Annotated in this window: 14 protein-coding genes; 5 read left to right on the forward strand and 9 right to left on the reverse strand. The window is 40.5% G+C overall.

Annotation, left to right across the window (positions count from 1 at the left end; all coding sequences use genetic code 11):
- Positions 1-41: 41 nt before the first annotated feature.
- Positions 42-797: an SDR family NAD(P)-dependent oxidoreductase gene (locus QT716_RS14950; protein ID WP_317936939.1), complete on the reverse strand. Its 756-nt coding sequence runs from the start codon at positions 795-797 to the stop codon at positions 42-44.
- 282 nt (positions 798-1,079) lie between these two features.
- Here QT716_RS14950 and QT716_RS14955 point away from each other — a divergent pair, with 282 nt between their 5' ends.
- Both QT716_RS14955 and QT716_RS14960 read left to right on the forward strand, forming a co-directional pair.
- Positions 1,080-2,489, forward strand: a complete 1,410-nt coding sequence (locus QT716_RS14955; RefSeq protein ID WP_317936941.1) for a purine-cytosine permease family protein — start codon at positions 1,080-1,082, stop codon at positions 2,487-2,489.
- A gap of 157 nt (positions 2,490-2,646) precedes the next feature.
- Positions 2,647-4,143: a glycine betaine uptake BCCT transporter gene (locus tag QT716_RS14960; RefSeq protein ID WP_317936943.1), complete on the forward strand. Its 1,497-nt coding sequence runs from the start codon at positions 2,647-2,649 to the stop codon at positions 4,141-4,143.
- Positions 4,144-4,198: 55 nt separating this feature from the next.
- Here the strand turns inward: QT716_RS14960 and QT716_RS14965 are convergent, their stop codons facing one another.
- Positions 4,199-4,429, reverse strand: a complete 231-nt coding sequence (locus QT716_RS14965; protein ID WP_317936944.1) for a hypothetical protein — start codon at positions 4,427-4,429, stop codon at positions 4,199-4,201.
- Between the two features lie 13 nt (positions 4,430-4,442).
- The gene (locus QT716_RS14970) at positions 4,443-4,709 is read right to left on the reverse strand and encodes a hypothetical protein (protein WP_317936945.1); all 267 of its coding nucleotides are present in this window, start codon (positions 4,707-4,709) and stop codon (positions 4,443-4,445) included.
- A gap of 154 nt (positions 4,710-4,863) precedes the next feature.
- Between QT716_RS14970 and QT716_RS14975 the strand changes: the two genes are divergently transcribed.
- Entirely contained in the window at positions 4,864-5,769 is a 906-nt protein-coding gene (locus QT716_RS14975; RefSeq protein WP_317936946.1) for a S1C family serine protease, read from the forward strand.
- 49 nt (positions 5,770-5,818) lie between these two features.
- Here QT716_RS14975 and QT716_RS14980 read toward each other — a convergent pair whose 3' ends face one another.
- From QT716_RS14980 to QT716_RS14995, 4 genes are all read right to left on the reverse strand, one after another.
- Complete coding sequence (locus QT716_RS14980) at positions 5,819-5,959, reverse strand: YfhE family protein (RefSeq protein ID WP_317936947.1); 141 nt, start codon at positions 5,957-5,959, stop codon at positions 5,819-5,821.
- Positions 5,960-6,027: 68 nt separating this feature from the next.
- The gene (hprK, locus tag QT716_RS14985) at positions 6,028-6,948 is read right to left on the reverse strand and encodes an HPr(Ser) kinase/phosphatase (protein ID WP_317936949.1); all 921 of its coding nucleotides are present in this window, start codon (positions 6,946-6,948) and stop codon (positions 6,028-6,030) included.
- Between the two features lie 584 nt (positions 6,949-7,532).
- Positions 7,533-8,291, reverse strand: a complete 759-nt coding sequence (locus tag QT716_RS14990) for an SDR family NAD(P)-dependent oxidoreductase (protein WP_317936951.1) — start codon at positions 8,289-8,291, stop codon at positions 7,533-7,535.
- The gene (locus tag QT716_RS14995) at positions 8,278-9,222 is read right to left on the reverse strand and encodes an MBL fold metallo-hydrolase (protein WP_317936953.1); all 945 of its coding nucleotides are present in this window, start codon (positions 9,220-9,222) and stop codon (positions 8,278-8,280) included. Before QT716_RS14995 ends, QT716_RS14990 begins: the two co-directional genes overlap by 14 nt.
- Before the next feature lie 151 nt (positions 9,223-9,373).
- On the opposite strand from QT716_RS14995, the gene proC reads away from it, so the two are divergent.
- Complete coding sequence (proC, locus tag QT716_RS15000) at positions 9,374-10,204, forward strand: pyrroline-5-carboxylate reductase (RefSeq protein WP_317936954.1); 831 nt, start codon at positions 9,374-9,376, stop codon at positions 10,202-10,204.
- Between the two features lie 62 nt (positions 10,205-10,266).
- Complete coding sequence (gene namA, locus QT716_RS15005; RefSeq protein WP_317936955.1) at positions 10,267-11,286, forward strand: NADPH dehydrogenase NamA; 1,020 nt, start codon at positions 10,267-10,269, stop codon at positions 11,284-11,286.
- A 76-nt stretch (positions 11,287-11,362) separates the two neighbouring features.
- Here namA and rnz read toward each other — a convergent pair whose 3' ends face one another.
- Together rnz and QT716_RS15015 are read right to left on the reverse strand one after the other, a co-directional pair.
- Positions 11,363-12,313 carry a ribonuclease Z gene (rnz, locus tag QT716_RS15010; RefSeq protein WP_317936957.1) on the reverse strand — a complete coding sequence of 317 codons (951 nt, stop codon included), beginning with the start codon at positions 12,311-12,313 and terminating at the stop codon, positions 11,363-11,365.
- A 19-nt stretch (positions 12,314-12,332) separates the two neighbouring features.
- On the reverse strand, positions 12,333-13,514 hold the full coding sequence (locus QT716_RS15015; protein WP_317936959.1) for a DNA polymerase IV: 1,182 nt from the start codon (positions 13,512-13,514) through the stop codon (positions 12,333-12,335).
- Between the last annotated feature and the right edge of the window lie 38 nt (positions 13,515-13,552).

Genomic DNA, 13,552 nt, shown 5'->3' on the forward strand with positions numbered 1-13,552 from the left:
AAGATCCTCTGTTATCAGACTGAGGATCTTGTTTTTCTTTATTAGCGTAGTTTAGTTGCGCCGCCATCGACCATAATAGTTTGTCCAGTAATGTAGGAAGCATCTTCACTGCCTAGGAAGACTGCAACTCGACCGATGTCGCCTTCTAATTCTCCTAAACGACGCATCGGAATGTTATTAAGCATTTTGTCATATGCTTCAGGCTGATCTTTTTTCCACTGTTGTATACCAGGGGAATTGGCAATTGGGGAAATCAAGTTAACATTAATGCCGAATTGGCCCCATTCATTTGCTGCTACACGAGTAATCGCCCGGATAGCTTCCTTCGCAGCTGCATACGTACCTTGCATGACATCACCGTTAATACCAGCACCTGAAGAGAAGTTGATGATTACACCTTCAGACTCCTTCAAGTGTGGATATGCAGCTTGCATTAAGTAAAATGTTGGATAGAAACCTGTGTTAAATGAGAAATCCATATCGGCTTGAGTTGCATCTGCTAACATTACTTGACGTGAAGCGTGTGCATTATTGATAAGAATATCAAGTTTGCCGTATTTCTCTACAACTGTTGCAATAATGTCTTTAAGTTTTTCACGTTCTGTTAAATCAGCTTGAATGAACATGCTTTCAGGTTGGAATTCCTGTAGTTCTTTCACCATTGCTTCACCCGTCTCGGCATTTAAGTCGACAATCGCAACTTTCGCGCCTTCTTTAACATAAGCTTTTGCCATGCCGCTTCCAATTCCGCCAGCACCGCCTGTGATTACTGCTACTTTACCATCTAATTTACCCATTATATTCACTCCTTTTCTACATTATTATTTTAACACTTAAAAAGTATGGAATAAACTATTCTGTTTCATATTCTAATTTCTTTACCAGCTTACTCTGATTTCAAGAAAATACACTTAAAGAAGTATATAGTGGTGCTTTATAGGGTAAGTGAAGTTTAACGACGTATCAGCATCTCTCCTTGATAAATCAACCATATTTTTGTTATGCTAATGAAGGCATATTTTAGCGGAAAAATATTGACTTGACGTGAGGAGATGTATTGATTGAATAGGAGGAATTGAATGAAAACGGTTAATCAAACAACAGAAAAATATAATGAAGAAATGGAAGAACTTGAAAGCGATTATTCGTTGGATAGAGTTCCGAGAGATGAACGGACCAAGAGTTGGTTAAGTATAACCAATATTACATTCGGAATCGCAACCGCTATATTTTATTTCCAAATGGGAAGTGTCATGGCTCTTTCCTATGGTGCTGGAAACGCTATGATTTCTTCAGCATACGCAATTATCGTCGCTGGAATTTTAGGAACGGTTATTGCTTATTTATCTGCTAAATCAGGAATGAACGTAAATCTATTGTCTAGAGGCGGTGGCTTTGGTTATATTGGCTCTTCCTTAACGTCTTTGATTTATGCGTCTAACTTTATAATGTACTGTGCATTTGAAGGCTTAATCCTAGTATCTGCAGTTCACCACTTTTTCCCTACCCTCCCAAAGTGGATTCTCATCATCGTATTCGGATCAATCGTCATCCCCTTGAATTGGTTCGGAATAGAACAGCTGGATAAACTGCAAAAATGGTCCATGCCTGTATTTATTGTATTTTTGATAGCTGCAATTATTATCTCGTTCTTTAAGCCTGCAGTGTATACTGGTGCTGTATTTTCTTACATGCCCGAAGGTGTAACACTTGGCGGAACCGCGCTTCTTATGTGTATAGGTATGCATAATGGAATAATGGGCTTGACTGCTCTGCTTGCATCAGATTATGCACGGTTTTTACGTCCAAAAGATATTAAACTGGGCTCAGTTATGATTGGATTCATTCCGCAAATCTTTTGTTTCGGCGTTATGGGCGGACTGGGAATCTGGTTCGGTGTACGGTTTATGGAACCAGACCCAGGAGTTTATATTGTTCTTTTACTTGGTATAGGCGGAGCATTATTTACAATGCTTACACAGATACGTATAAATGTCACAAATATTTACAGCAGTTCTTTGTCGCTTTCCAACTTCTTCGAAAACATGTTCCGTTTTACTCCAGGCAGACGTTTTTGGGTAGTTGTATCAGGTACTAGTGCAATTCTGCTTATGCTGTTAAACATTGTAGAACATTTAGATACCATGATGACATTCCAAGGAGTATTTTTACTATCTTGGGCGGCTATTTTAGTAACAGACGCGCTCGTCGTGAAAAAACTTCTGAAAATAGGACCCGACTATTATGTTGCAAAACAAAAGTTTTTATATCGTTGGAACCCTGTAGGTGTAGCCTCACTATTGATCGCTAGTCTTCTTGGAACTTTAGCTGCACTTGGATATATGGGTGTTTTCCTCGAATCGACGGCTGCGTTTTTCGCGGCGATATTAGCTGCAATTTTAACAGTAGTTATAGCTATCGCTACGAAAGGAAAATATTATTTATCGAGCGAACCTGACGATATTCACGAAAGGGATCGCTTAGTGTAAAAACTTTTAAATTCGTACTCTTGTTGAGACACTATTTTTTCGCTTTGAAAAGGAGGATGCCTGTTCATTCTCCTTTTTTTATATTCTTTTGCTTTTTCTATTTTTTATTGCTATAGTTAATAACCGTTAAAACACTACAAACACCTTAGGGGGAGTCATGAGAAAAATTTCAAACGTTTTTTACATCACGATCGCACTGATCGTTGTGGCAGTAGGTTACGGTGTGCTCGCGCCGGAAAGCTTTGCCGAACAAACTGGTAAGATACAAAATTATGTTGCATCTGGCTTTGGTTGGTACTATTTAATGCTATTATCTGTACTCGTTCTTCTTTGTTTGTTTTTGATATTCAGTCCATTCGGTAAAATTCGACTTGGTAAGGATACGGACAAACCCGAGTTCTCTACAGTCTCTTGGATTGCGATGCTCTTCTCAGCTGGTATGGGAATTGGACTCGTTTTTTACGGAGCAGCAGAGCCACTCTCACATTATGCTGTTATGTCTTCAACTGGAGAACTAAACACTCCTGCCGCATTTAAAGAAGGTCTACGTCAATCCTTTTTCCACTGGGGTATTCATGTCTGGGCAATGTATGGTTTTGTTGCTTTGTCATTAGCTTTCTTCCAGTTCAGAAAGGGCGAGCCTGGTTTAATTTCTTCAACATTGAAGCCGATTTTTGGCGACAAAATGAACGGCCCATGGGGTGTTCTTGTCGATGTCCTTGCTGTATTTGCAACCGCTTTCGGTGTTGCAACGACTCTCGGCTTTGGCGCTGTTCAAATTAACGCAGGACTAAACTATCTGTTTGGCATATCAATTGGGACACAATCTCAGTTTGTTATTATTTTAGTCGTTACAGTGCTATTCATCATGTCTGCATGGAGCGGACTAAGTAAAGGGATTAAATACTTATCCAACTTAAACCTAGTTCTTGCAGTCGCTTTACTAGTTTTTGTTGTGATTCTTGGTCCTACATTACTAATCTTTAATATGTACTCGGATTCAATTGGTGGCTATATTGCTAACTTTGTAAAAATGAGTTTTTCAACAGCTCCATTGAACGCTGAAAATCGTGCTTGGCTCGACAGTTGGACGATTTTCTATTGGGCTTGGTGGATCTCATGGGCACCATTCGTCAGTATGTTTATCGCCCGTGTTTCAAAAGGGCGAACGATTCGCGAATTTATGATTGGGGTCATGATTGCGCCAACCATTTTATGTACTTTCTGGTTCACAGCATTTGGCACAACTGCAATTGAAGCTCAAAAAGCTGGAGTTGTCGATTTAGCAGATAAGGCAACAGAGCTAGTAGTATTCGAGTTATTCAATACATTGCCTTGGGGCGTATTCATCTCGATTGTTGCGATTATCCTAATTGCTTCGTTCTTTATCACATCGGCTGACTCAGCTACATTTGTATTAGGGATGCAATCGAGTTATGGTTCATTGACTCCCCCGAATAGCATTAAAATGGTTTGGGGTGTTCTCCAATCAGCTATCGCATTAATCTTACTTTCTGTAAATGGATTAACTGCGTTGCAGAATACAATTATTATAGCTGCACTGCCGTTCTCCTTTGTCATATTACTTATGATTTTCTCTCTCATGAAAGCCTTAAATACTGAGCTTAATATGATGAAAAGAAAAAGACGATAAGTAAAAGGACATCCACTTATTAAACGTGTGGATGTCCTTTTTTATTTGTTAATAATTATCGAATCTGACGTAAGTTATGTCTATCGGCGGTTTTATAAGCATCATACATTCCCCATATCCATACAATTGGATAGGTGATGAACCCGATAAGTACGAACATGAGAAGTGAGTTCACCACTTGAACAACGATTAAGATCAGTCCTTTTAAAATTTGACCATTATAAATTTGACCGACACCCGTCCAAAAGAAACTTAGTACAGCGGCTAACCCTGGACTTTTCATCATAGAAATCCCCTCCTTACACGTAAAATACACCTATAATCACAAGTGCTGCTACTATCCAAAACCCACCAATTGCAAGTGCATCGCTTGAAACAATTGGCTTCTTTTGTAACAAATCTATCGCATGAATATCTTTCTTTAGTTCAGAAACTTCCTCTTCCAATTCCACTACCTTTTTGTTGAGTGCATGCACCTCATCAGTTATAACACTAGGCAGCCGCTCTTTCTCTGTCTCTTGTAAAAAGTTACCTTCCACTTTATACAACTCCCCTCTTCGTTCCATGAGTATACCTATTAAAAGTATAACAATTATCAAAAAAAGTTGATAGAGTCTTTTGTGTATCCATTTAATACGCAGTATTTTAAACTATGATACACTTTAATAACATCTATAAGACTATCTGGGCAGTTAACACTACTTTGAGGTGAACAGATTAATGAACCATGAAGAAAATCAAAAAGATCCAATTAAACAAAATGAAGATTTAAATGACACACTAGATACCTCACACCCTTTTGATAATTCAAATGATGATGAGAATTCATCTATTGAATTGACTCCTGAAGAACTTGAAGAAGAAAAATTCCGCTTGCTTGTCTTGGAAGCGCAGAAGGAAGCGCTGGCAAAAGAGGCAGCTGAGAGATATCAGCCTTCCAAAAAGAAAAGAAGAATTCCGCGCTGGATCATATGGATAATGGCACTCGTTTTATTGTTCCAGCCAATTGCGTTCATCTTCGACATTTATTCTTTACCTGCGATTGAATTTCTAAAAAAGTCTTCACAACTTTCTAAGCGGGCAGATATCGCGCAATGGAAACAATCTGTAGCTGTTGTATTAACCGAGGATGGAAAAGGAACTGGTTTTGTTGTTTCGAATGACGGACTGATTGTGACAAATAATCATGTCGTTGAAAACACAACTCAAATCACAGTATCTTTTGATGAAGTTGGACGTTTCCCTGCGACTCTAATTGGACAAGACTCAGTAAATGATTTAGCACTTTTAAAAATTAAAAACCCACCCGATGTGCAATCATTGGAAATCGCTGAATCTCCCTCCTATACACCGGATAGTGTTGTTCGTTTTATCGGGAATCCATTGAATTTTTACGGGATTGCGAACGAAGGGACGATAATTGAAGAAACGACTTGGGCAGGACGAACAGAACCGATTATTCTATTAGATGCGCCAGTTTACCGTGGGAATAGCGGCAGTCCGGTCTTCCAGAATGACAAAGTCATTGGGGTTGTATTTGCGGTTACTGATCTTGAATCGTACGGGAAGGTAGGTATGTTCATCCGGTCTGAAGAGGTTCTCGCCCTTCTCCGATCGGTACAATGAAAAAATCGGTCCTGCTTAGGCAACATTCGCTTTAGCAGGACCGTTTTCTTTACTCTTTCTTACCTTCTTTTTCAGACTCAGCAGCTTCATCTGCCCGCTTGAATTCATTCGCATACTCGACTTCCTGAGCTGAGGATAAATGATTATTTTTGTCTGTCAGCTTTTCATGTGGCTGTTTCTCTTCTGGCATAGAAATTCCTCCTTCAAAACTGATGTATAAGTAGTTTTCCCAAGATAAATAAAACTAAACGTATCGATTCAATCTTGTTCGAACTCAGGTTCCAGCCGTTCCATGAACTCTTCAAGCGCACTGTATCCTTGTTGTTTCAAATACCAATTGTTTGCTGCTGCTTCAATAAGACCTGCTACATCGCGTCCAGGTTGTAATTGAATTTGGATATAGGGTACCGGCACACCCATGTATTCTGTAAACTTTTCATCCAATTCCAGTTCGTTGTTCAATGAGTTGTCTTTCCACTCCGTAAGTTCAATATCCAGAGCAATCCTTGTCTCTTCTTGAAATGCAGCACGGCCATATAACCGGACTACATTCATCAAACCGATACTTCTAAGAGCTAAAAACTCGCGGTTGGTTTGGTTATGCGTTCCTAAAAGTGTTTGAGGGCTCAGCTTGCGAAGTACAACGATGTCATCCGCTACTAACCGATGTCTTCTTCCGATAAGAGTGTGTGCCGTTTCGCTTTTACCTACACCTGACTTCCCTCTCAGTAAAACCCCGATCCCAGAAACGTTTACGACAACTCCGTGAATTGCAATTTCCTCTGCCATCGCACTTATAACAAACGAATCCAGCTTAGCACTAGCGACGCCCATTGTGTCGGGTGTCCTTAAAACAGGTATTCCATTTTCCGTGCAAAAAGTCCGTAATCCAAAAGGCTGCTCTTGGTTGGACGTTATTAATATACATGGCGGATCGTATTCAACTAAGTTTGAAATCCTCCTTTTGCATTCATCATCAGCTAATGTATGTAAATAATTCACTTCATTTTTTCCGAGTATTTGAATATGACCTCTTGCGATGAAGTCAAACGTATCCATGAATTCCAATCCAGGTCTTCGAACTTTTGTCTTTTTCAATGGACGATCTAAATGATCAATTCCTGATAATATTTCAAATGCAAATTGCTGTACGATATTTTGGACGGTTAGCTGTTTCATAATAGAGCACCTTTCTTGAACGGGTTTTTGTATCATCAGTTTATCACAATCAGTCTACCACTGCTGTAACATCTTCCAATCCCCTCTTGTCAATCAGTTGCTAACCAGGCTATACAATCAGATTTAAAAATCCCTCAAAAAAAATAAAATAAAAGGTTTGAGGTTAGTTTAGACGGGTATAGATTATTACAAGGCTAAATCTAGTAAGCAATAATTGCTAACTAGGAGAAATGCACAGCCTTGGCGGAAAATTTGCTGTACTGACGTTAGCATCACCGTAAGATTTGTTACGAGTGTTTGTAGGACCAGTAAGATGTAAGTTTTTTGTGCAAGTGCATCATGAACAATAGGTTCCCTTCGAATTACCGTATGATGTAACGGAGTTTACGTACGATGAAGTGGAACATAGGTAAGAAAAGTTTGCAAGAAGCTTTCGTTTAAAACGTCAGCTACATGCAGCTATTTAAAACGAATTTTCCGCGAATGAAGAGGCATCCGAACTTAATGGATGCCTCTTCTTCATTTTGTCTTTTTCAATTTTATCGTTCACTCTTCACTATCCTCTTCACTATCCATTTGAATAATTACTCCATCTTCTTCATAAAGAATTTACGTCCGATACGTTCAACAAGACGTGGCGCAATTGCATGAAGCTTACTTGTTACGCCCATTATTTTAGGCAAGTCAACTTCTCTTTTTGGATGACGGATCGTTTTGACTACCGCTTCTGCTACTTGGTCAACAGTTAGTAAATGCTTTCCTACAGAGTCGCGGTATTTCCCGCTAGCATCAGCTCTATCTAAAAAGGCAGTATCGATTGGCCCTGGATGAATGACAGACACTTCTATTCCATATTGAGCTACTTCCATTCGGAGAGCATCCGTATATCCGATTAAAGCATGTTTCGTTGCAGCGTATACAGATGCTTTTGGAGTCGCCACTTTTCCTGCTTGGGATCCCATGTATAAGAAATGACCGTTTTTTCGCTCGATCCATGAAGGTAATATTCGTTGTGTCAACTGAATTGGGGCTGTGACATTCACTGTGAACATTTCCTCCATTTCACAATCATTTGTTTCTTGTGCTAGTGCGAATTTCGCGATACCTGCCGAGAATAGTATAATGTCAGGTATCCCAATTTCAGAAAGCAGCAGATCAATGGAACCAGCTTCTGACAAGTCTACTTTAAATATCTGTGCACCCAAGCGCTGCAGTACAGCAAGTGATTTTTCATTTCGCCCTGTAACTTGGACTAGATATCCTTCAGCAAGTAACTGTTTCGCAACTTCAAACCCCACACCGCTCGTTGCACCTGTAATTAATATTGTTTTAGGATTGCTCATACCGGTGAATTCCCTGCTCATCTGTATTTCGTTTCACTTTATTGATGTCCATTAAATAATCCATTTGACCAAGTGTTTCAGAGAGTGTAAGACCAAGTTCACGCTTATAAGCTGAGGGAAATAACTCAACCGTCAATTCGAAAACAGATTTCGGACCTTCGTTCAGCATTTGATATACTTTCATAGCACGGTCATGCTGCTTTTCGAGACGCTGTTCAACTAGATCATGTATACCGGTTACTGGATCCCCGTGTCCACTATAAACCGCCTGTATCGGCAGTTCTTGAAGACGTCTCAATGAGTCATTGTACTGTAATAATGTTTTGGGTCTAGATTCTTCTGGATTCAATGGCGGTTCCACAAGCGGATTTGAAGAAACTTTTGCTAACAGCAAATCTCCGCCAATCAGCTCATTTGTTGAAGGGTTCCAAAAAGATAAATGGCTCTGTGCGTGACCCAATGTTTCAAGTACCTTCCATCCGGGATGGCCAGGTATTTCATCCCCTTCTTTAAGGAGAGAATCTAAAGGACGATTTGCTATAAAATCAGCAGCACGTTTCATTTTCTTCACGATACCTAAAGCTTTCTCAGGAACCCCCTGTTCGATGAAACGATCCATATAAAACTGATCATGAAATTCTATGAAAGATGGATCACGTGTCAGCCATAAATTATTATATTCGTGTCCTAGTAAAGTTGCATTAGGGAACGCATCTGCCCACCCTGAATGATCTGGGTGGTGATGAGTAAGAATAACTTGTTCAATGTCTTCCAATTTATATCCGGCTTGTGCAAGACCCTGTTTAATTGCTTCAAGACCTTCAGGTGTCCGAGGACCGGCATCAAACAAACTTAATGCTTCTTCTTTTACGAGGAATGCATTTACATCACCAACCGCATAGGGAGTTGGAATTATTAGTTGTTGAATCATTATTTTGCCTCCATTATTGAATCACTATTCATTTCATTGTACATCGTTTTTCTCCGTTCGTCATGTATCGCTGTCTGAATCATCAGTTGACTTCTTGATGGTTTCCCCTACACTAATGGAATACACCTATTTATAGAAAGAAGGACTGTCCATGGAAAAGATTGTATTTGTGGGAGCCGGTTCAATGGCGGAAGCGGTGATTGCTGGAATATGTAAACAAAAATCTGTGGACTCTTCAAGCGTCTATGTGATGAATCGTTCAGATGATGACAGGCTGCGTCATCTTCAAGAATCCTATGGCATCTCCCTGGTTAGTTCAAACAGAAACGAACTTAAAAGTGCAGATCTCATTGTACTTGCTACCAAACCGAAAGACGTTCAAGTTGCGATGGAGCAAATTGTTCCACTTATAAAAAAAGAAACGGTCGTCCTTTCCGTTCTTGCAGGTGTTCCAATATCTGCAATTGAATTGGGTCTTGGATTACGAGGGATAGCACGTTCCATGCCAAATACGTCTGCCGCAATTGGAAAGTCGGCTACAGGTGTTGCATGGAATTCAATAATAGATAAAAAGGATAAGCAGCAAATTCTAACGTTGTTAGGTTCTATTGGAATTGTAGTTGAAGTGGAAGAAGATCAGCTGCATGCGGTGACTGCTTTATCTGGCAGCGGGCCGGCATATGTCTATTATTTGGCAGAGGCACTAGAGAAAGCAGCTATACAAGCTGGTATCGATCAACCGATTGCCCGTGAACTTATCATCCAAACTCTTGATGGAGCAGCCAGCATGATGCAGAAAACCCAGGAAGAGCCTGATATTCTGCGAAAAAATGTAACAAGTCCAGGGGGCACAACCGAAGCAGGAATCCGGGCACTTTCTGAAGGGGGCTTCCAAGAAGCTGTACAAAGTTGTATTCAAGGTGCAGAAACACGTTCAAGAGAGCTTGGAAAAGCGAATGGTAAAGTTAAGTCGAGTTCCTAACTAAGGAATCCTCTTTCTTTTTTGTTATAGTAGATTTATTCTTCTTAAGGAGTGAATCTAACATGGCTAAATTATTTAAACCGTATACAATTCGTAATGTAACATTGAAAAACAGAATTGCGATGGCACCGATGTGCATGTATTCATGTGTGAACGAAGATGGGAAAGTAGAAGATTGGCATCGAATCCATTATGGCTCCCGTGCTGTTGGACAAACCGGACTCATAATCCTGGAAGCAACGGCTGTTCAACCCCAGGGACGGATTAGCGCGCAAGACCTTGGAATTTGGGATGATGAACATATTGACGGTTTAACTGAAATTACTCGTCTGATTAAACAGCATGGTGCAGCGGCGGGAATCCAATTGGCGCATGCAGGCAGAAAAGCAACTGTTGACGGGGATATTCAAGCACCTAGTGCTATACCATTTGATCATCATTATAAAACTCCTGTAGAAATGAGTGAAACGGATATCCAGGAAACTGTTCAAGCATTTGTGCTTGCTGCTGAAAGAGCTGCCAAAGCTGGCTTTGACTTACTTGAGCTTCATGGGGCTCACGGATATCTAATCAACGAATTCCTTTCGCCACTTTCAAACAAACGGACCGATGACTACGGTGGAAGTTCGGAAAACCGTTACCGTTTCTTGCGTCAAATCATAGATGGCGTTCGTGGAATATGGGAAGGTCCATTATTTGTCCGAATTTCAGCAGAGGACTATTCAGATGACGGAATGACATCGGAACAGTATATTGAAATGGCTGAATGGATGAAAGAACAAGGCGTGGATTTGATAGACGTCAGTTCAGGTGCGGTCGTTCCTGCGAAAATAGACGCATACCCAGGCTATCAGGTACCTTACTCTGAAACGATTCGGAACGGAGCAAAAATTCCAACGGGAGCTGTTGGTCTGATTACATCAGGACTGCAAGCTGAAGAGATATTGAAAAACGAGCGTGCTGACATTATTCTTCTCGGCAGAGAGCTGTTACGAGATGCTTACTGGCCTTATCAAGCAGCTAGGGAGCTTCATACTGAAATTGAACCACCCGCTCAATACAGCAGAGGCTGGACGTTTTAACTGATCTTGAATCTTAAATACAAAAGCAGAGCATTCCTTCCCGGACACTCTGCTTTTCTTTATATATTTAAAGCCATTATTTCTTAAAACTGCTCTCCACAACTTCACCGTTCACAAGTTTATACTGAGCAAAATCGTGGGCTACAAAAACCTTGGGCAAGACAGCTTCTCCTTCTTTTCTAAAAGCTTCTATGTCACTTGGCAAAAAGCGAGAACTAATATGAGTGGCAACCAATGCTTTCGCCCCTGCTTCTTTCACTATTTCTGCTGCTTGCTGAATTGTTGAATGACCAAAGTCACTTGCCAGTTGTCCAGTCTCATTATCAAATGTTGCCTCGTGAACGACTAAGTCCGCATTTTGTGAAAGTTGTACAGATGCATCGCAACTGCTCGTATCACCTAAAATTGTTAAAATGAAACCTTGTTTGGGTTCTCCTATAACGCTGGTACTAGTAATGATTCTCCCATCCTCAAGAACAATATCTTCTCCATTTTTTAATCGTTGCAAGATGGGCCCTTTTGGAACACCAGCAGCAATCGCTTTTTCAATCAACAACTTGCCCGGTAATGGCTTCTGTACAATTCTAAATCCAAAACTTGGTATGACATGGGATAACAAACGTGCTGTAATGATAAATTCATCGTCTTCAAACACGATGCCTTCCTCTATTTCATGAATCCTGAGCTTGTACGTTAGATGGGTTTTCGTAATGCGAAGTGTAGTCAAAATCCATTCCTCAATACCTACTGGACCGTAAATATCCAATGGGCTGTCTCCACCTAAAAAAGATCTGGAACCTATAAAACCTGGAATGCCAAACAAATGATCTCCATGCAAATGGGTTACAAATAACTTTGATACTTTCCGGGGTTTTAACGTTGTATGAAGCATTTGATGTTGTGTGGCTTCCCCACAATCAAACATCCAGTATCCATGTTCTTCTGCAGATAGATTGAGTATGATCGAAGTTGTATTTCGGATTTTAGAGGGCATACCTGCACCAGTTCCTAAAAATTGCAGTTCCATTTAATCGACCTCCTTCCGTCTATTTTCCTTTATGAATGGTTCCCGGACCAAATTTCTTATTCATTTGTGTGACTAAGTCTTCCATGGAGACCTCTTTTGCGTGCCGCTCATAGTTGTCAAAGGACAACTGCTCATGCAATTCTTCCATAGGAATTACATTCGCAACGGTGATACCTAGTAACCGAATCGGTTCCCCATCCCAATGTTGTCTAAAAAGATCTGATGCTTCTCTAAATATATCTTGTTCACGATATAAAGGATTCAACACTGTTTTGCTTCTGGACTGATTTCTCCACGCTGACGATCTGATTTGGATGGAAATGACAGTTCCTGCCAGTCTATTTTTGTCTAATCGATCCGCTACTTTTTTTGCAAGTTTTTCAAAAACAGGCAAGCATGCATCTAATTCGGTCTCATCGACAGCTAACGTCGTGGAACTTCCTACACTTTTCCGTTCTTCAGCAGCTTCAGGGTCTACGATACGTGTATCATTTCCCTTTGCTCGCTCTTGTAATCGTAAACCCCTTTTACCAAGCGTTAACTTAACTTGCAGTTCATCAGCTGTTGCCAGATCTTCAATTGTTTTAATGCCCGCAGAGGACAGTTTCTCTGCGCTGCTTTTACCAATACCGTGCATTTCGATTACTGGAAGCGGCCACAATAGTTTAGATATTTCACGCTTACGCAGTATGGTTATGCCCATTGGCTTTTTCATATCTGATGCTGTTTTCGCTAAAAACTTGTTAGGTGCAATTCCAATTGAACAAGGAAGATCGAGTTCACGTAAAATACGCTCTTGCATACTTTTTGCAATCCCCACAGCATCTTCCAAACCGCCTATTGCAGTGATATCGATGTAGGCTTCATCAATCGAAACAGGTTCGACTAAATCCGTGTACGTTCTTAATATATCAAAAACGGCTATTGACGCTTGTCGATACTTTTCACCATCTGGTGGAACAAGCACTAGTTCTGGGCAAAGTCTTTTTGCTTCACCTACAGTCATGGTGGTGTAAACACCAAATGCTCGGGCTTCGTAGGAACAGGTAACAAGAATGCCTCTTCTCGCTTTTGGATTCCCCGCTACAGCTAACGCGAGACCTTTCAATTCTGGATTATGAGCTTGTTCCACAGATGCAAAGAAACAATTCATATCCAAATGCAGGATAACACGAGGCGTTTTGTATTCTTTGTACTCCATGTACTCACCTCTTTATCTTCAAAAAACCGGGCAGCGTT

Origin of the sequence: Sporosarcina aquimarina, from assembly GCF_033253705.1 — a bacterium.
Taxonomy (GTDB): Bacteria; Bacillota; Bacilli; order Bacillales_A; family Planococcaceae; genus Sporosarcina; species Sporosarcina aquimarina.